General features: G+C 55.5%; 23 protein-coding genes. 15 read left to right on the forward strand and 8 right to left on the reverse strand.

Annotated features, from left to right (window positions below; genetic code table 11):
- Nucleotides 1-16 precede the first annotated feature (16 nt).
- Together FGU65_RS11420 and FGU65_RS11425 are read right to left on the reverse strand one after the other, a co-directional pair.
- On the reverse strand, nt 17-364 hold the full coding sequence (locus tag FGU65_RS11420) for a HepT-like ribonuclease domain-containing protein (RefSeq protein ID WP_301664602.1): 348 nt from the start codon (nt 362-364) through the stop codon (nt 17-19).
- On the reverse strand, nt 348-650 hold the full coding sequence (locus FGU65_RS11425) for a nucleotidyltransferase family protein (RefSeq protein ID WP_301664603.1): 303 nt from the start codon (nt 648-650) through the stop codon (nt 348-350). The genes FGU65_RS11420 and FGU65_RS11425 overlap by 17 nt, the downstream gene beginning before the upstream one ends.
- A gap of 278 nt (nt 651-928) precedes the next feature.
- Here FGU65_RS11425 and FGU65_RS11430 point away from each other — a divergent pair, with 278 nt between their 5' ends.
- The 9 genes from FGU65_RS11430 to FGU65_RS11465 all read left to right on the forward strand — a co-directional run bounded on the left by FGU65_RS11430 (nt 929) and on the right by FGU65_RS11465 (nt 5,205).
- Complete coding sequence (locus FGU65_RS11430) at nt 929-1,153, forward strand: type II toxin-antitoxin system HicB family antitoxin (RefSeq protein ID WP_301664604.1); 225 nt, start codon at nt 929-931, stop codon at nt 1,151-1,153.
- Nucleotides 1,154-1,228: 75 nt separating this feature from the next.
- Nucleotides 1,229-1,375, forward strand: coding sequence for a hypothetical protein (locus FGU65_RS11435; RefSeq protein WP_301664605.1), 147 nt, complete (start codon nt 1,229-1,231; stop codon nt 1,373-1,375).
- 698 nt (nt 1,376-2,073) lie between these two features.
- Entirely contained in the window at nt 2,074-2,520 is a 447-nt protein-coding gene (locus FGU65_RS11440) for a glucose-6-phosphate isomerase family protein (RefSeq protein WP_301664606.1), read from the forward strand.
- A 52-nt stretch (nt 2,521-2,572) separates the two neighbouring features.
- On the forward strand, nt 2,573-2,872 hold the full coding sequence (locus FGU65_RS11445) for a type II toxin-antitoxin system Phd/YefM family antitoxin (protein ID WP_301664607.1): 300 nt from the start codon (nt 2,573-2,575) through the stop codon (nt 2,870-2,872).
- Between the two features lie 130 nt (nt 2,873-3,002).
- Nucleotides 3,003-3,146 carry a type II toxin-antitoxin system RelE family toxin gene (locus FGU65_RS15920; protein ID WP_367652384.1) on the forward strand — a complete coding sequence of 48 codons (144 nt, stop codon included), beginning with the start codon at nt 3,003-3,005 and terminating at the stop codon, nt 3,144-3,146.
- A gap of 416 nt (nt 3,147-3,562) precedes the next feature.
- The gene (locus tag FGU65_RS11450) at nt 3,563-3,760 is read left to right on the forward strand and encodes a type II toxin-antitoxin system HicA family toxin (RefSeq protein ID WP_301664608.1); all 198 of its coding nucleotides are present in this window, start codon (nt 3,563-3,565) and stop codon (nt 3,758-3,760) included.
- Nucleotides 3,760-3,972, forward strand: a complete 213-nt coding sequence (locus FGU65_RS11455; protein ID WP_301664609.1) for a type II toxin-antitoxin system HicB family antitoxin — start codon at nt 3,760-3,762, stop codon at nt 3,970-3,972. The genes FGU65_RS11450 and FGU65_RS11455 overlap by 1 nt, the downstream gene beginning before the upstream one ends.
- A gap of 603 nt (nt 3,973-4,575) precedes the next feature.
- Nucleotides 4,576-4,917, forward strand: a complete 342-nt coding sequence (locus tag FGU65_RS11460; RefSeq protein WP_301664610.1) for a glucose-6-phosphate isomerase family protein — start codon at nt 4,576-4,578, stop codon at nt 4,915-4,917.
- Between the two features lie 78 nt (nt 4,918-4,995).
- Complete coding sequence (locus FGU65_RS11465) at nt 4,996-5,205, forward strand: hypothetical protein (protein WP_301664611.1); 210 nt, start codon at nt 4,996-4,998, stop codon at nt 5,203-5,205.
- A gap of 363 nt (nt 5,206-5,568) precedes the next feature.
- Here the strand turns inward: FGU65_RS11465 and FGU65_RS11470 are convergent, their stop codons facing one another.
- From FGU65_RS11470 to FGU65_RS11480, 3 genes are all read right to left on the reverse strand, one after another.
- A complete protein-coding gene (locus FGU65_RS11470; protein ID WP_301664612.1) occupies nt 5,569-6,348 on the reverse strand; it encodes an ATP-binding protein in 780 nt (259 codons plus the stop codon).
- Between the two features lie 59 nt (nt 6,349-6,407).
- Entirely contained in the window at nt 6,408-6,806 is a 399-nt protein-coding gene (locus FGU65_RS11475) for a PIN domain-containing protein (protein WP_301664613.1), read from the reverse strand.
- Between the two features lie 111 nt (nt 6,807-6,917).
- Entirely contained in the window at nt 6,918-7,304 is a 387-nt protein-coding gene (locus FGU65_RS11480; protein WP_301664614.1) for a hypothetical protein, read from the reverse strand.
- A gap of 206 nt (nt 7,305-7,510) precedes the next feature.
- Here FGU65_RS11480 and FGU65_RS11485 point away from each other — a divergent pair, with 206 nt between their 5' ends.
- The 4 genes from FGU65_RS11485 to FGU65_RS11500 all read left to right on the forward strand — a co-directional run bounded on the left by FGU65_RS11485 (nt 7,511) and on the right by FGU65_RS11500 (nt 9,390).
- On the forward strand, nt 7,511-7,744 hold the full coding sequence (locus FGU65_RS11485; protein WP_301664615.1) for a type II toxin-antitoxin system HicB family antitoxin: 234 nt from the start codon (nt 7,511-7,513) through the stop codon (nt 7,742-7,744).
- Nucleotides 7,741-7,965 (forward strand): type II toxin-antitoxin system HicA family toxin, encoded by a 225-nt coding sequence (locus FGU65_RS11490; protein ID WP_301664616.1) that lies wholly within the window; start codon nt 7,741-7,743, stop codon nt 7,963-7,965. Before FGU65_RS11485 ends, FGU65_RS11490 begins: the two co-directional genes overlap by 4 nt.
- 710 nt (nt 7,966-8,675) lie before the next feature.
- Nucleotides 8,676-9,152 (forward strand): glucose-6-phosphate isomerase family protein, encoded by a 477-nt coding sequence (locus FGU65_RS11495; RefSeq protein WP_301664617.1) that lies wholly within the window; start codon nt 8,676-8,678, stop codon nt 9,150-9,152.
- 28 nt (nt 9,153-9,180) lie between these two features.
- Nucleotides 9,181-9,390 (forward strand): hypothetical protein, encoded by a 210-nt coding sequence (locus FGU65_RS11500; RefSeq protein WP_301664618.1) that lies wholly within the window; start codon nt 9,181-9,183, stop codon nt 9,388-9,390.
- Between the two features lie 340 nt (nt 9,391-9,730).
- On the opposite strand, the gene FGU65_RS11505 is transcribed toward FGU65_RS11500, so the two are convergent.
- Nucleotides 9,731-11,209, reverse strand: coding sequence for an AlbA family DNA-binding domain-containing protein (locus FGU65_RS11505; RefSeq protein WP_301664619.1), 1,479 nt, complete (start codon nt 11,207-11,209; stop codon nt 9,731-9,733).
- Between the two features lie 878 nt (nt 11,210-12,087).
- Between FGU65_RS11505 and FGU65_RS11510 the strand changes: the two genes are divergently transcribed.
- The gene (locus FGU65_RS11510) at nt 12,088-13,389 is read left to right on the forward strand and encodes an HD domain-containing protein (protein ID WP_301664620.1); all 1,302 of its coding nucleotides are present in this window, start codon (nt 12,088-12,090) and stop codon (nt 13,387-13,389) included.
- Nucleotides 13,386-13,952 (forward strand): hypothetical protein, encoded by a 567-nt coding sequence (locus FGU65_RS11515; RefSeq protein ID WP_301664621.1) that lies wholly within the window; start codon nt 13,386-13,388, stop codon nt 13,950-13,952. The genes FGU65_RS11510 and FGU65_RS11515 overlap by 4 nt, the downstream gene beginning before the upstream one ends.
- A 292-nt stretch (nt 13,953-14,244) precedes the next feature.
- On the opposite strand, the gene FGU65_RS11520 is transcribed toward FGU65_RS11515, so the two are convergent.
- Both FGU65_RS11520 and FGU65_RS11525 read right to left on the reverse strand, forming a co-directional pair.
- A complete protein-coding gene (locus FGU65_RS11520; protein WP_301664622.1) occupies nt 14,245-15,231 on the reverse strand; it encodes an IS701 family transposase in 987 nt (328 codons plus the stop codon).
- Nucleotides 15,232-15,294: 63 nt separating this feature from the next.
- A complete protein-coding gene (locus FGU65_RS11525) occupies nt 15,295-16,212 on the reverse strand; it encodes a hypothetical protein (RefSeq protein ID WP_301664623.1) in 918 nt (305 codons plus the stop codon).
- Between the last annotated feature and the right edge of the window lie 67 nt (nt 16,213-16,279).

The raw sequence follows: 16,279 nt of genomic DNA on the forward strand, positions 1-16,279 counted from the left end.
GCACTATGTTCCCCGATTAACCTGCGTGCTCATCATCGAGCATCTCCCTGACCGCAATCTGAAGATCGGGAATCTTGTGCAGGATGACGTCCCACACAATCTCGTTATGCACCCCGAAGTATGCGTGGCTCAGAATATCCCGCATGCCTGCGATTTTTCTCCAGGATATGGTGTTTTGTTCCTGTTTAAGCGATTCGGGAATGCATTTGACGGCTTCACCGATGACCATGAGGTTTCGGATCACGGCATCCTGCACGAGATCGTTCTCCGTGAAATCCTCGTAGGACATACCCTGTGTATACCGCTGAACCCTTTCGCTAGACGTCAGAATATCACGGAGATAGAGTTTATATTCCCGGGGCATACCTGACACTCTGGAGAATATACGGCACAAGATCCGCCTTTACGGTGTCGCGGTCGACGAGGTCGACTTTTCTTCCGAAGAGATCTTCGAGGAAGAATTTGAGGTCCATATACGTGTCGAAGGAACGCCTCCCCTCTTCGAACTCGATAAGGATATCAATATCGCTCTCCTCGCGCTCTTCACCCCGGACGAAGGATCCGAAGACCCCGATCCGCCGGATCCCGAGATTCCTGATCCGCGCCCGGTGATCCGCCAGAGCTGCGAGGATACTCTCTGCCGTAAGCATGTGCTATCACACTCATGTTACTCCCCGATCTGGATAACGCTTTTCCCCCGGCTGCCGGCTCCGGGGAGAACTCTTGTGCATGCCAACCTTTCCCCTTCCGGTTTGCTGTCTCCACATGCACATCCGGCAGGTGGGAGACCCCTTTACCTGATTGACCGGGGGCATCCGAAAGCGATACGCTGCAGTCACCGAAGGTCTTCGGGGCGAGCATCCTCATGGATAGGTCACATTTATTGTCCTCCGGATCCAATACATCGAATATTCGGGGATGCTTTTGCATGCTGATCACGTTTGCGATTTACAATGACGGTGAGTTCTGGTGTGCCCGCGGTATCGGGGTCGATATCTTTACGCAGGGCAGGACACTTGACGAACTTATGGAGAACATCCGTGAGGCAGTAGGTCTGCACTATGAAGAGTCTATCGATGCTGGGGAGCAGATCACGATTGTTTCCCTGACTGAGTTCCAGGTTGGTTCCGTTGCCAAGATCTCCGGTTGTTAGCGGCCATGCTCTCCTGAAGGTGCTCAGGCTTCACTTGGGTACGTCATCCTGCGGCAGCGGGGCAGTCACGTGCAGATGGCGAAGAGCGCCGGTGCCGGAGAACACACGATAACGATTCCTCTTCACAATGAGATAGCCCGCGGCACCCTGAATGATATTCTCGCAAAAGTATCGCAGTGGAATGGTATTCCAAAAGAAGATCTCCTTGAGATGCTCCGCTAGGCACGTTGCCGTACCCCCCTGCCTGGAAAGGGTTCCCGCTCCACTCTCTGCTCCCGGGAGACGATGTCTGGTTTGCCGTCCTCTCGCTATGCCAATCGTTGCAGTGCATCCGGCCGGCAGGATGCATCGCTCTCGACGGCGGCCAGCATCTGCAACCGGCCTTTTCCTGGTAAAGGAACGCTTAAATACCACGATTTCAGCCCCGTTCCTCCGGAATTTCGACCCGCACAGACGCTCTCTGGCGGCCGATCCCGGCGGGGTGAGGGTATCCATCCTCTGGAAATTACTCTCGCTCATATCGCGATTATGGGCTTATGATCCTGCCGTTTTCCGGCGATAGGGCGCCATTGCTCCGCTTTTTCCGGGAGCCTGATTTCAGGATCGGCGAATGCCGTCAAAACCGTGAAATACCCGCAATTCTGGCTTGTTTTCATCGCAGGGGAGGGCGGGGAGCAGCCCCGGCCGCGACAGCACCCGAGCCCGGTCACCGGAGCCGGTCTTCCCGGCAGCCACGCAGGGTGGGTGGGCATGCTGCCCTGCATCGAGACGCACCTTCCGGATCTGTGCTGCACCGTAGCGGCCAGACCCGGGGCACACCGGAACCGAATCGCGTATGTTATCACTAACCGTGACAGAATGAAGATCGATGAGCCGTTATTGGCCGGGTATCCTCCCCGACCCCGCTGTCCGGACCTTCGATGACATGCGGTGCGTGCCGGCGAGCCCGGACGTGTCCGGCACCCTGCCGCTGTACTTTATGTACCGCGGCCTCGCCCTCTCCGGGGACGGCTCGTCGGTGGCTTGCGGAGCAGAACGTCCGGTTCGATATCACCGTCATTCCCCCGGGCGCTGTCGGCACCGAGTACGTCACGGCCAGGGGGCACTACCATCCGCTCACGCCGGCGGGCATCGGCTTCCCCGAGCTCTACCAGGTGCTCGCCGGCGAGGCGCACTACCTCCTCCAGCAAAAGGATCTCAGTGACATCGTCGCCGTCACGGCGAAGGCGGGGGTGTTCGTCCTCATCCTGCCCGGCTACGGGCATGGAACTGGAAACCCGGGAAGGGGAAGCATATCTCTGTCGTGGCCATGTCCGGTTACCCGGCCGGACCACCGGCGCTTACCGATCGCCTTACGAGCTTGTTGACTAACAAGGAGTCTACTTTATACTACCCCGGAGAAGCCCCCGCCGGGAGCGGATGCTCTGGATCGCCAACAAAAATGCTCGGGGCTGTTATTCATACCAGCAGATCCGTCACATACCTGCAGAGCTCGGTGCTTATATATCTCCCGGGTCATATCTAGATGTGAGGAGGGTAACAACGATGGGTGCTGTAAAAGAGCAGTATATTGTCGATGAGCATGGGGAGCGTGTTGCAATCATCCTGCCTCTTGATGAGTACGAGCAACTGCAGGAGGACCTCCACGATCTGGCCGTGGTGGCGGAACGACGTGCCGAACCGACCATCACGTTCGAAGAATTGAAAAAGCGGCTTTGAGTCTTCATGGCTTCGTATGAGATTCTCTTCAAGGCAAGTGTCGAGAAAGACGTAGCGAGTGTGCCCCGTGAGAGTGTCTCACGTATCCTGAAGAAGATCGAAGCTCTTTCCGAAACACCGGTGCCACACGGTGCCCGGAAGCTCAGCGGCACTCCAATCCCTCTACCGGATCCGGGTTGGTGAATATCGCATCATTTATGAAGTCTGCCACGAGCAAAGGCAGATTACAATCGTCTCTGTCCGTCACCGCCGCACTGTATACCGCGGGCTCTGATCCAATACATTTTCTCATCCTTCTTACAGCATTGTGCCTTGCTCCGCACGATGCTCCTCCCCGATCCGGATAACGCTTTTTCCCGGGTGCCGGCTCTGGGGAGGACTCTTGTGCACGCCAACCTCTCCCCTCTCGGTTTGCTGTCTCCACATGCATATCCGGCATGTGGGAGACCCCTTTACCTGATTGGCCGGGGGTATCTATCAACGATACGCTGCAGTCACCGAAGGTCTTCGGGGCGAGCATCCCCGCACTCGTGAAAGAGAAGCCCTCGCCGCATGGTTCACCGCAAGGGAGCGAATTAAGTATGCGTAGGTCTTTACCGTAACATATATGGAGGGATTCCGTGATATGCTCCCCGGAGTGTCGGGATCTCCGGTGGTTTGGCCATCTCGCTATGGGAGGGGACGGAAAGAATGAAAGTGAAAGACTGCATAAAGATGATCGAGGCAGACGGATGGTACCTGGTGGTGACCCGGGGGAGTCACCGGCAGTACAAACATCCGTCAAAACCGGGGAGAATTACCATTGCCGGACACCCGGCAGACGATCTGGCTCCAGGGACATTGAATAGCATCTTGAAGCAGGCAAGACTGAAAGGGAGGAATGAGTAATGCACCGATTTCTTGTTATTGTTGAGAAGGCCGACGGCACTTATTCGGCATACTCCCCGGACCTTCCGGGGTGCGTGGCTACCGGAGCGACCCGCGAGGAGACGGAAGAGCGGATGCACGAGGCGATCGAGCTCCATATTGAGGGTCTCAAAGAGGATGGGTTCCCGGTGCCGCTGTCACGGTCTTCGGCTATCTACGTGGCGGTCAAGTAGGTGAGGGTACGCCGCTCCCGACGGCGGCCCAGATCCGTGGTCGGGCTCCCCAGGTTAAGCAATCCTTAAATAGCATGATTTCCGCCCCGTTCCTCCGGAATTTCGACCCGCACAGAAGCCCGCAGACGGCCGATCCCGGCAGGGGTCAGGGCATCCATCCCCCGTAAATTACTCTCGCTCATATCGCGATTATGGGCTTATGATCCTGCCGCTTTCCGGCGATCCGGCGCCATTGCTCCGCTTTTTCCGGGAGCCTGATTTCAGGATCGGCGAATGCCGTCAAAACCGTGAAATACCCGCAATTCTGGCTTGTTTTCATCGCAGGGGAGGGCGGGGAGCAGCCCCGCATGCGAGCCCGGTCGCCGGAGCCGGCCTTCCCCGCAGCCACGCACGGTGGGTGGGCATGCTGCCCTGCATCGAGATGCACCTTCCGGATCCGTGCTGCACCGGAGTGACCCGACCCGGGATGCACCGGAACCGGATCGCGTATAGTATCACCGACCATGACAGAATGAAGATCGATGAGCAGCTATTGGCCGGGTGTCCTCCCCGACCCCTCCGTGCGAACCCTCGACGACATGCGGTGCGTGCTGGCCGACCCCAATGTGTCCGGCACCATGCCGCTGTACTGCATGTACCGCGACCTCGCCCTCTCCGAGGACGGTTCGCCGGTGGCTCGCCGAGCAGAACATCCGGTTCGCCGTCACCGTCATTCCCCGGGGCGCTGTCGGCGGGGAGTACGTCACGACCAAGGGGCACTACCAACCCCTCACGCCGGCGGGCATCGGCTACCCCGAACTCTACCAGGTGCTCGCTGGGGAGGCGCACTACCTCCTCCAGCGAAAGGACCTCCGTGACATCGTCGTCGCCACCGCGAAGGCGGGTGAGTTCGTCCGCATCCCGCCCGGCTACGACCATCAATCCCGGGCAGGAGGATCCGCGTGACGGCGAACCCGGGTCTCGGCCGGGTTTTCGAGTGAGTATGCGCTCTACGAGCAGATGCAGGGCGGAGCGTATTATGAGATGGGGGGAGGCGTGTGGGTGCAGAACCCGCGCTATCCGGCGGTTCCTCCGGTACGGATGATTGCTGCCGGGGAGGTGCCGGAGCTCGGCATCAGGCATGGGAGGGGGATCTATGCGATGGTGTCGCAGCGGGAGGATCTGATGTATCTGAATACGCCGGAGAAGGTGGTGTGCTATACAATCCCGGCCGGGGTTGCCCTGCCGGTATAGGGCCGGTCATTCGCTCATCCCTGTAGCGGATGGGGCGGTGCGATGAGGATTGTGAGGCAGGATTTAGGCGCTGGCGGGGATAAAGGGAGGGCGACTGAAGGCATGGATGATCGAAGGAACGCCACGATCTGATGACTTCATAATCAGCGCACATTTTTGATGAGTGAGTGTGACAGGAATGTGATAGTCACATTCCTGATCACATTTGATGTACCTCTGATAGACGTACCTTGGCTGATGACGGAGGTATGCGGCCGCCATGCCGGCTGTCCGCAATTGTCCGGATACTGCTATCAGGATCCGGGGCAGTTTCTCTGATTTATGGCAGTTTCGTCCGTTGATTACAGGTTTTGCACATCTCCTTCAGTCAGGGTTCCGTCCGCGATTGTCCGCGATTGTCCGCAATGACCGGAATGACGGATTGAGCAGATATCGCCGCAGCCTCCCCTCCCGTTTCACGGCAATGATACCCATTTCGGCAAGCGTGGAGAGATCGCGCCGGGCTGTCCGTGTGGTGCATCCGTAGATGTTTCCGTACTCCTCTGTCGATATGGACGGATGGGTCTTGAGGTACTCGAGAACACCCCGCTGCCGCTCGTTCAGCAGATCTGGGTGTTCCAGAAGCACGTTGAGTGTTGAGCGCGTAAAGGTGACGACGAAATCACTGCCGGTCTCCCGGAACTCGGGTTCCGGGAGGCCGTCCCGTCTGCATGCGGCGATCATACTGAGTGTACCCGAGCCCCACTGCTCTATATATCCGGCAAAGAACAGGAGTCTTGCGAGGGTTTTGTTTCGCGGTCGCGAGGCATGCTCGACTCTCAGGAGATCCACCGTGACGCCGTCCGGGAGTTTGCCTGGACTCCAGATCTGCACCCTGCTATCGAAGAACCGGATCTGGACGTTGCCGGAGACAGCGTAGTCACGATGGCAGACGGCGTTGATCACCGCTTCCCGCAGAGCATCCGGTGGATACTCCCAGTGCTCCTCCCGCTGCATCTTTCCCGGGGAAACCCATGCAGCCTTCTGGGCCGTCTCTTCGATGAACTTGCCGGCATCCACAATGACCTGGTCGATCCTGCCACGCAAAACCCTCATGGAGACGTTCCCCGGTGCGTACGGCATCTTGACGGCGATTCCTTCCATACCCGGTGGGTGAAGGTTCCTCTCTCCTTGAGCGAGGCGAATATGACCGGCACGGACAATCAGTAAACCACGTCTATAGAAGGGTGTACCAGAGTGAGAAAATCTACCCGGTTAAAATCCCGGTCGTTTGTTGCGAAATAGTCGATATGGTGCTTGCGTGCAGACGCAGCATGAAGTGCGTCAGAGAATAACAGCCCGTACTGTTGCGAGATGTGGAGCGTATCGATCAGGATATCCGAGGTGTCGAGGACTATGAGATTGTACTGTTCCAGTACTTCCCTGGTTATGGTATATGGAGTACTTAATGTGCTCAAAATCTCCGGGTGTTTCTTGCTATAGGCGATCGCTTCTCGTGGTGAGAGATGCTTCTCAATATATATCTGGGTGAGAAGGGCTTTGTGGAAGAACTCGTCAATGACAGTGGAGTTGATATAACCCGTAATACGTTCAGCCTGCATCGTTTCGAGAAGTGTTTCGCATGACGGAGAGAAATTGCGTGTTGGTATAGGCGTAGAGGAGGATATTGGTGTCAAGAAATACCGACCCCTCCTTCAATTCGGATATGTTCATCAGTACAGCTCTTCAAGATCTTTTTCGGCGAGTTTCAGGATATATTCTTCAGGGGCATAGAGTTTTGTCATCTTTTTAGGCCGGTTTTTCAACCTGACTATCACTTTCTCTTCCCCATTTTTCAGAGGTTGATCGAGCTGGATTGTCATATTATTGATCAATGTTCCATCGACCTCTACAGGCATCGTACCACTCCGTGGATCACTATTAGGATCGAGGAGTATAAAGGATTCCTCCACACCATTGCCACGACCCTCGAGAACGTGCCTGAGGGGTAGCGGGTGCTGTGTTGCACAATTCCCCAAGGATCCACGGCCGGCCCGCTGCCGGAGCACGCTGAGCACCCGGGTCTTCGCCGCCTCCCGGTCGGGGTGGCCCGGTGCCATGAGCCGCCGGTGGAATTCCGGGTGAAGAACCCAATAAGTGCCACGTCCAGTCCCGCCTCGATCCAGATAGCCCCGCACAAGTCTCGCCTTTGCCAGAGGCCGGCAGTGGTCAATAGTGCCGCTATGGTGTTCCTCACGGGAGCGGGGGATGTGATCCGCGGAATGGCTATATAGTGTCATAGCCAATCCTCACGTGGAGGGATCACATGTCAGATACTCGTCTCCGCTACACAGTCCTTATGGAGCAGAATGAGGAAGGGGGGTACACCGTAACGGTGCCGTCCCTCCCGGGATGTATCAGTGAGGGGTCTACCTGGGAAGAGGCGCTGGCACAGATCGAGGAGGCGATCACGGGGTATATCGAGGTAGCCCGGAAGCTCGGTAAGCCGATTCCGGTCGAAGTATCCGTGCCTCTGAATACGAGCAACGCAGGGACATGAAACTCCCGAGAACCACCGGGGAGAAGGTCGTTAAAGCCCTGAAAAAAGCCGGCTTTGAGGCGGTCGGTATCCGGGGCAGCCACCATTACCTTCACCATGCACAGCGCGGCGTTATCGTCACGGTTCCTGTGCACTCCGGGAAGATACTCGCTCCAAAGACGCTTCAGGCGATACTATTCCAGGCCGGGATCTCGCCTGATGAGTTCAGGGCGCTCTTGTAGCCATTTCTCCACCCTTTCTGTTGTGGGCCTCCTGCCTCCCGGAACCATGAGGATTTCGTAATCCGCAGATACTCATCCCTTCTGTTTGTCCTTTCTGTGAGGTCGGAGCAGCCGCTCTCGCCAGTCGGCCTACATCTGCAACCGGCCCCTCCGGGTTAAGCAATCTTTAAATACCACGATTTCCAGCCCGTTCCGCCCGAATTTCGACCCTCACAGATGCCCACAGACGGCCGATCCCGGGGCGAGCCATACTCAACACCCTTGAGAAATTACTCGGCCTCATATCGCCGCTATAACCTCGCTATCCTGCCGTATTTCGGCCATCCGTGGTCATTTCGCCGATTTTTTTGGGAGCCCGATTTCGCGATCCGTGTTCGCCCGTAAAATCGGAAAATACCCGCAATTCGGGCTCGTTTTGATCGCGAGTGAGGGCGCCTCTTTCACCGGGCACCGGGATGCCGATCCCGGACGGTACGTGGTGGTTGCAGAACAGGGGTGTTCCCCTGCGGTGCCCCCCTCTCGCGCCGGCGACTCCGGGAAAATACTATCGAACAGGGCCGGAGCCGGCCCCGGGATGGCAGGCGAGTATTCTGTCCTTTATCGAAGCCCGCCTGCAGATCACTGCTGCACCCAGCCGCACAGCCCCGCAAACGGGTGCACCAGAGCCGGATCGTGCACAGTGATTACCCGCCACAGCAGAACATGGGTCGATGAGCAGCCACTGGCCCGGCGTACTCCCCGACCCCTGCGAACCCCGGGCGACATGCGGTGCGTGCTGGCGAGCCCGGACGCCGCCGGCACCACGCCCCTGTACTACATGTACCGCGACCTCGCCCTCTCCGAGGACGGTTCGCCGGTGGCTCGCCGAGCAGAACGTCCGGTTCGATATCACCGTCATTCCCCCGGGCGCTGTCGGCGGGGAGTACGTCAAGACCAAGGGGCACTACCATCCCCTCACGCCGGCGGGCATCGGCTACCCCGAACTCTACCAGGTGCTGGCCGGCGAGGCGCACTACCTCCTCCAGCGCAAGAACCTTCGTGACGTTGTCGTCGTCACGGCGAAGGCGGGGGAGTTCGTCCTCATCCCGCCCGGCTACGGGCACGTGACCGTCAATCCCGGGAAGGAGAACCTCGTGATGGCGAACCCGGGTCTCGGCCGGGTTCGCGAGCGAGTATGCGCTCTATGAGCAGATGCGGGGTGGAGCCTACTACGAGATGGAAGGTGGGGTCTGGGTGCGGAACCTGCGGTATCCGGGGTTTCCTCCGATGCGGGTGATTGCGGCGGAAGAGGTGCCGGCGCTCGGCATCAGGCATGGGAGGGGGATCTACGAGATGGTGGTGCAGCGGGAGGATCTCTCGTATCTGAATGCTCCGGAGAAGGTGTTCTGCTGCACAATCCCGGCCGGGGCCATCTTGCCGGTATAGCTCATTCGCTTGTGTTACTGGCATAGTAGAACCGTTCGCTTTCATCTGCACCTCGCGTAGCATGCCTTCCCGGGAAGGCTATCAGGATGACCGGGAAGAAGGCCGCCTGAGGAGTTCGGTCTCACGAGACGAACCTGGATGTGAAGTGGATCTGCAAAATTCTGCAGTGGATTGAGCGGTGTGATGAGGATTGCGAGGCCCGGATTTGGGTACTTGGAGGGCTGGCAGGCGAGGAGCGGAGATCTTCAACGATCAGCGCCGGGGCCGGCGGGATGGTGGCGGAGGCGAGGAGATAGAACTGCAGGGGACTCTCCGGGGGGTACATCCGCCGGACACGGGATCAGTCAGCATCGGCACCTCTCCCGCTTGAGAGATCGCTTGCCTCTCTTTCCAGATATCTCCTCCCCTTTTCGGTCAGGCAGTATTTTTGTGTCGGGCTTCGGGGTGAATCCGGCTGCGTCATCTCAACAAACCCTGCCTGAATCGCCGGTTTCAGGTAATCGTACAGGAATGTGGGACGGTGCTTGAGTCCCAGACAGTGCATTGCATCTTTCGTCCTCAGTGGCTCCTTCATCAGACAGATCATGAGGGCATATACTTGTTCGGTTACTTGTTCGGTTACTTGTTCTTCAGCCTCTTTTCCAGTTTTGTGCGGCATTCCGGGCGGGATGTTCTCCGCAAGAAAAACAGTAAACCGAACTTTCATCCCGATCTCTTCAATCACAGGCTCGGGCAGGTTTTGCCTCTCTGCCTCGTCCAGAATGCGGCGAAACCCGCTACCCCACTGCTCGATCAGACCCAGTTCCCGGAACACGCGAGCTATGACGCGGTTGCGAATCTTAGATACACCCTGCCTCACATCCTCGATGGTCATGCCCGGAAGCAGAATTCCTGGATTTTCTATCTCTACCCGGTCGTCATAGATGGCAACCCGGAGGGGTGCACCGATCTGGGAATAATCGGCATGCACTATAGCGTTGATGGCCGCTTCGCGCACAATGGTCATGGGAATGCTCCAGACATCGCGACGGCGAATTTCCGATAGATCCGCCCCCCTCATCGCATGTTTTTTGATAAACTCAATGACACGCTCGACGGCAATAGGCAGATGTTCATGAATCTCGGTATGATCAAAGATGACATTCTTTGTCGTGCCTGCAAAACGTCCGCATTGTATCCAGGCATCAGGAAAATGCCCTTCGCGATCTCTTCCGAAGAGCAGCACCGCGCCGATGGTCGGAACAAGTCTCCCCTGCAGCGGTGTCAGCAGTTTTAGCGTGAGCATCTCCTTTTCGCTGAGTTCTCGCTGTCCTGCAAAGAGCGCCCGGGCAACTGTCAGATCCAGCGCATCGGCGGTCAGTTCGGGCAGGGGCAGTTCGTCGAAGGCCGTTCCTCGAGCACTGCGCTCCAGTTCTGCGATCAGTTCTTTATCGGCTTTCCTGTTTGTTGAACCAAGGCGGACGTACACACCGTCGGCAGGACCTTCTTTCCGTATCCAATGAGGTCGGGAACCGCTGGGGTACACCTCCACCGCGAGCAGGGTTTTGTCCTCAACAGCGATCAGTTCCACATTGGGCACAAGCCGCGGCTCGATACTGTCAGCAATAAGATTGCACAATCGTTCTTCCTCATCCAGCGGGCTTGCAACTCCCAGTACCTCTTTTGAACCGTCTTCCACTCCGATAAACAGACGTCCCCCGGCCGTGTTGGCAAACGCAACCAGTGTCTTGAGGATATTCCTGGGAGACGAAAGGTCTTGCTTGAACTCCAGCGTTTTACCTTCAGGCATTGAGAGCAGCTGGGTGACCGGGAGATTCATGGGACCTCCTTTAGGGTGACCATGCCCGTTTTTCGTTTGCCATCTCCGGAATGGGATAGTGCCATCACCTGAACGGTTTGCATTACTGCGCCATTAATCTGAGGGTTACCGGATGGACGTGATCGAAACAGACGGGCGACCGCTCTTCCCTGAGGCCGGAGCAATAACGGCATGGTAAGCGTTATTTTGTCTCAGGAATTTTCAGGTACGGCCCTCGTGGTCAGCCTTTTTCCCTTCGATCCCCAACTCTCATCCGGGAGGGTACCGGGATGATGGGGGGATATGACCACTTGAGAGCCCGGTCATACAGAAAAACTTGCATGTAAATCGGATCTGCCGGTTGCGATGTTCCGTCTGGAGCGGAGCTCGAGAAGACGGAAGGTCTTCGAGTGCGGGAGGTTCTCGACGTTCAGCGCCGGGATGGGGGGGCAGCGACCGTGAAGGTATTGGGCAGGGGGTGAAGGGAGGGTGACCGAAGGCATGGATGGTCGAAGGAGTGCCACGATAGGATGACTTCACAATCCGCGCACATTTTCGATGTGAATAGACCGGAATGTGAAGTTACCGTCCTGATCACATTTGCTTCACGCGATAAGTATACGTCCCCCCTTTTTCCTTCAATGCCAGCCTGCGGTTCGTCTTTTGGAGTTGTTACACTTTTCGGACTTCATGATTGAGTGGTCGATCAGGCGAGATCGCCCGGTATCCCAAGAACGTCGTCTGCTTCAAAGAGTCTTGCCATACAGTGTAGCAGAGACTGCTGCATATCAAAAGATATATCTCTGCCGGTTCTCTACTCATAAATTACTACAGAATGCCGCAAAAAACCGAAAACTGGGTGCCCGAAACAGGGAGTGCGTGAGGAGAAGGCAGGAGATATGATCGCAAAGAATAACCATGAGATCAGAGATCCGATCTACGCGTTCGTCCATATGGACTCGGGTGAGCGGCAGGTTCTGAACTCCGCACCGGTCCAACGCCTTCGCCATATCCATCAACTTGCATTGACCAGCTCGGTCTATCCGGGTGCAACCCACAGACGGTTCGAACACTCGCTCGGCGTCATGGAACTGGCAACCCGGATCTATAACTCCGTTATGGAAAACGGATCTGCCGATATCTTGGATATCGACGGTGAGTACGAGAAGACGTATTATCAGCGTGTTTTGAGACTGGCCGCTCTTGTCCACGATATCGGCCATGCGCCCTTCTCCCATGCTTCAGAGGACCTTTTTCCTCGGAACTGCGATCACGAGCTGATGACGCTCCGGCTCATCGAGAGTGAAGAGATGGAGAAACTCTGGAGGAAGCTGAAAGTCCAGACAGAGGATGTGGCAAAACTCGCCCTTGGGCCGAAGCATTACACAAAGGATATCTTTTCAAACACGGAAGCAATCCTCTCGGAGATCATTACGGGAGACACCTTCGGCGCCGATCGGATGGACTATCTTCTGCGGGATTCGCACCATACCGGGGTCGCATACGGCAGGTTCGACCACTATCGCCTGATAGAGACTCTCACAGTTCTCCCGAAAGCTTATGAAGACGGATCGACGGAGCCTGCCCTCGGCGTGGAGGGCGGGGGGCTTCAATCGGCAGAAGCACTCCTGCTTGCTCGCTACTTTATGTTCAGCCAGTTATACTTTCACCCCGTCCGGCGCATCTATGATATCCATCTGAAAGAGTTCTTACGTGCATGGCTTGACGGGGGCTGGTTCCCGACGAACGTCGCGGAACATCTCGATCTCACCGACAACGAGGTGATGTCTGCTATCTGGAAAGCCAGCAGAGACCCGGGGCTTCCCGGGCATGACGCCGCACAGAGGATCGTGATGCGAAACCATTACCGGGTGTTGTATACACGAAACCCGAACGATATCCTGAAGAACAGGGAGGCGGGACTTGCTATCTATGCGGCGGCATGTGCAGAGTTCGGCGAGGAGAACGTACGTCACGACAGACCGAAGAAATCGGCAGGGCGCGTGATCTTCCCCGTCCTCGAACTCGATGAGAGGATTGTCTCTTCCCTCTCAAAGTCCGATACCCTTCAGCATGTACCTGAAGCGGCGGCGGATACGGTCTATATCCGCTCGACGCTGCTCGATGCCGGGAGAAGATGGCTGAACAAATACCGCGAAAGTATTATTGAATCTGCATTGAAATTGGAGGACGAACTATGAAACAGATACAGAGGGACGGACTGCTGTTCGAACTCATAGACGAGCTCACGAAGTACGGAAGCTGGTGCGGCGAGACGCATATCCAGAAAGCTGCTTATTTCCTCGAAGAGATGCTGGGCGTATCCCTGGGGCTCCCGTACATTCTGTACAAGCACGGCCCCTTCTCCTTCGATCTCTCGGACGAACTGGCATCGATGCGGGCCGATGCCCTCCTCGCATGGGAGATCAGACCCGGACCGTACGGAAACACCCTCAAGACGACGCGGGAGAGCGAGAGGTTAAAGGCGAACGTACCCCGGACGCTGGAGAGGTACCGGCCCGCAATAACCTTTGTTGCCCGGAAGTTCGGACAGAAGGGAGTGAAGGACCTCGAGAAGATCTCGACGGCACTGTACGTGACGAAAACGATGCAGGGCGAGGGTTGCGACGCCAGGGCACGGCAGATCGTCGGACTGAAACCTCATATCTCATTCGATGAGGCGAAAGAGGCGGTTCGCTTCGTCGACGAGATGATGGCGGAAGCGGAGCCGGTGATCAGGAGCGTTGCGGGAGAGACGGTCTGAGCTTCCGGGATGACGAGCAAGTGACCACTCGCTTTACAATGATTCTGCCTGGTTCATCAAGGGTGAAGATTACATACAGTTCCCCTTATGGCCTTTTGTTTGGATTAGAACGGAATAATGGCAGTGCATCGTAGAGAGGTTTCTTAAATTCTTTTATTTTCCTTTCACCTTCTTCGTGCCATAATAGAAACTGTGGTAATGTTATTAAGACAGGCCTGGGGTTTTTATTGGAAACGCTCGCATCGAATATGATGTTTCCAATAGGAGTTACGCAGAACTCTTGCTCCTCCGCTCAGAGCGCATATTTCGGATCGTGCACGTACTCCGTGATCGCTGTCTTCACAATGTCCCATTTCGCCTGATAGATGGTAATATCCTGCCGTTGCTGCACCGCCTCCAGCCGGATATATGCCCGGAGTGAGCAGTTAATGTGATTGCGTTGACCGGCCTCCTTGCGGATTTTACAATCCTCGACACAGCAGAGTTCCTTCAACGCCCGGTGAAAATTCTCGATCGACCAGCAGATCGCCTGCAGGTTCCTTCGATCGGTCAGATCCATGGTGAGACAATTGGTCGCCCAATACTGGTCTTTCCCGGTTTTGTTGACGGTATGAAACACTTTCACGAACCCATACTTCTTCATATGGACAACCATGCCGTCGTCAGGAACTTCAAGCGTTTCTACCGGTCGGTTCTCCGTATCATCCGGATTGACCATCCGGTTCTTTTTGATCCGGGTAAACCACTGCCACCCCAATCGGTCGAGGCATTTCAGGTTGTCAATGCCCGAATACCAGCTGTCAAACAGAACAAATGCAGGCTGAAATCCCCGTGCTGCGGCAGTCTTGAGCATCGCCCGGAGATGATCGTTCTTGGTGAGGTGGTCGGTGTCGAAGTCGTAGATCCGGTAATCCACCGGATATGTATGCTCGCCGTCGGTCCAGACCAGGGTAACGAGACCAATCCCTTTGATGACCTGATGCTGGTTGCCGCTCCACTGGTAGTAGGTCAGCGCCATCTTCTCGGAATGGACTTTATCGAGGACGGTATCGTCGACAATGAGCCAGCCGGTGCGTTTCTCGATGAACGGTTCAACCTCCTCCCAGAGCGTCTCCGGGGGTAAGGACTGTCGTGTGAGAAAGCGGTTGAACGTATCATGCGTCACTACAAAACCGTCTTTGCAAAAGCATTCGGCGGCTTTGACGCAGGAGACATCGCACTGGGCAGCTACGAGAAAGTTAATGTAATCTCTGTCTGATATCCGGGAAGGACGAACCACGGAAATATATTCAGTGATTATTATATATTTATCTTTGGGTGCATGGACGGAAGCGCGTAACTCCTATCCAATAGAAAGATCTGATATCTTCAATTCGGGATTACTCATCTCGAATACCCAGACGTACTGAGGGACATCGGCTCTTGAGAAGGTATTTGTGATCTGCTCTGGATATTTTGTTCTATCTGTAAACCAAAATTTCACTCTCTGTGAACGCATTAGATATGCCCTATAGATGATTTTTCCATCTGCAATTATTCCACGGATTTTGTCGTCGAATAATGCAATTGTTTCTACCGTCTTGGTCAGCAAAAGTCTAACGAAATTGTAGTGATACGTGTTTTCCGGAAGTATAACAACCGCTTCTAACAGGCACGTGTCGATGAAGTCTCGCGGAATTGTTATGAACGGGGATGCACTTACATCGTGTACAATAAAAGTATCTATTTCCCCGTTATCATCCAAAGTATGTCCGATTGCGACAACAGCATGGCAATCATCGGGCGGATTTCCGCTGTCATGCTCGGTGGCAGGGTAACCTGGAATATTCAATAGATCTGCGTACTTAAATACTAGATAAACGGGTATCTCCGATTCGATGTAGGGGTATAACACACTAGAATCCATCAGATTGTAGTTCTTTTTCTCCCGCCATATGTGATCGTACAGATGCTTCAACTTACATTCTTGCTTGCATTCGCCACTTTCGAACTTTCTTTCTATGTCGTCGTATAAGTCCTGTTTACAATTTCCATAGTAATAGTAATAGGAATAGCCCAGTTTTTCGATTAAGCGGTCAAAATCACGAGCCTCTATCGGTCTACTGCCGTTCTTTTTCGGTAGGTTGTCGATTATTTCGTAAAGGGAGAGATACTGCCTGCCCAACTCGTTGGAAAGAGACGTAAATATTATCCACATGCTCGCCGGAGCACACCAGGACAGCCGTTGATCGGGGATAATGTAAGGAACTGTCCTGATCACCGGATCGCTAAAATCATCGGATTTATACATCTTCTGACATGTTACGAAAAAATTTTCCTTCTCCGGG

Origin of the sequence: Methanoculleus frigidifontis (assembly GCF_030464345.1) — an archaeon.
GTDB classification, from domain to species: domain Archaea; phylum Halobacteriota; class Methanomicrobia; order Methanomicrobiales; family Methanoculleaceae; genus Methanoculleus_A; species Methanoculleus_A frigidifontis.

Excerpts from the sequence above, each read along its gene's own strand:
- FGU65_RS11420 (WP_301664602.1), bottom strand. The coding sequence starts at position 364 with ATGCCCCGGGAATATAAACTCTATCTCCGTGATATTCTGACGTCTAGC.
- FGU65_RS11425 (WP_301664603.1), bottom strand. The coding sequence starts at position 650 with ATGCTTACGGCAGAGAGTATCCTCGCAGCTCTGGCGGATCACCGGGCG.
- FGU65_RS11430 (WP_301664604.1), top strand. The coding sequence starts at position 929 with ATGCTGATCACGTTTGCGATTTACAATGACGGTGAGTTCTGGTGTGCC.
- FGU65_RS11435 (WP_301664605.1), top strand. The coding sequence starts at position 1,229 with ATGGCGAAGAGCGCCGGTGCCGGAGAACACACGATAACGATTCCTCTT.
- FGU65_RS11440 (WP_301664606.1), top strand. The coding sequence starts at position 2,074 with ATGACATGCGGTGCGTGCCGGCGAGCCCGGACGTGTCCGGCACCCTGC.
- FGU65_RS11445 (WP_301664607.1), top strand. The coding sequence starts at position 2,573 with ATGCTCTGGATCGCCAACAAAAATGCTCGGGGCTGTTATTCATACCAG.
- FGU65_RS11450 (WP_301664608.1), top strand. The coding sequence starts at position 3,563 with ATGAAAGTGAAAGACTGCATAAAGATGATCGAGGCAGACGGATGGTAC.
- FGU65_RS11455 (WP_301664609.1), top strand. The coding sequence starts at position 3,760 with ATGCACCGATTTCTTGTTATTGTTGAGAAGGCCGACGGCACTTATTCG.
- FGU65_RS11460 (WP_301664610.1), top strand. The coding sequence starts at position 4,576 with ATGTGTCCGGCACCATGCCGCTGTACTGCATGTACCGCGACCTCGCCC.
- FGU65_RS11465 (WP_301664611.1), top strand. The coding sequence starts at position 4,996 with ATGGGGGGAGGCGTGTGGGTGCAGAACCCGCGCTATCCGGCGGTTCCT.
- FGU65_RS11470 (WP_301664612.1), bottom strand. The coding sequence starts at position 6,348 with ATGGAAGGAATCGCCGTCAAGATGCCGTACGCACCGGGGAACGTCTCC.
- FGU65_RS11475 (WP_301664613.1), bottom strand. The coding sequence starts at position 6,806 with ATGCAGGCTGAACGTATTACGGGTTATATCAACTCCACTGTCATTGAC.
- FGU65_RS11480 (WP_301664614.1), bottom strand. The coding sequence starts at position 7,304 with ATGGCACCGGGCCACCCCGACCGGGAGGCGGCGAAGACCCGGGTGCTC.
- FGU65_RS11485 (WP_301664615.1), top strand. The coding sequence starts at position 7,511 with ATGTCAGATACTCGTCTCCGCTACACAGTCCTTATGGAGCAGAATGAG.
- FGU65_RS11490 (WP_301664616.1), top strand. The coding sequence starts at position 7,741 with ATGAAACTCCCGAGAACCACCGGGGAGAAGGTCGTTAAAGCCCTGAAA.
- FGU65_RS11495 (WP_301664617.1), top strand. The coding sequence starts at position 8,676 with ATGAGCAGCCACTGGCCCGGCGTACTCCCCGACCCCTGCGAACCCCGG.
- FGU65_RS11500 (WP_301664618.1), top strand. The coding sequence starts at position 9,181 with ATGGAAGGTGGGGTCTGGGTGCGGAACCTGCGGTATCCGGGGTTTCCT.
- FGU65_RS11505 (WP_301664619.1), bottom strand. The coding sequence starts at position 11,209 with ATGAATCTCCCGGTCACCCAGCTGCTCTCAATGCCTGAAGGTAAAACG.
- FGU65_RS11510 (WP_301664620.1), top strand. The coding sequence starts at position 12,088 with ATGATCGCAAAGAATAACCATGAGATCAGAGATCCGATCTACGCGTTC.
- FGU65_RS11515 (WP_301664621.1), top strand. The coding sequence starts at position 13,386 with ATGAAACAGATACAGAGGGACGGACTGCTGTTCGAACTCATAGACGAG.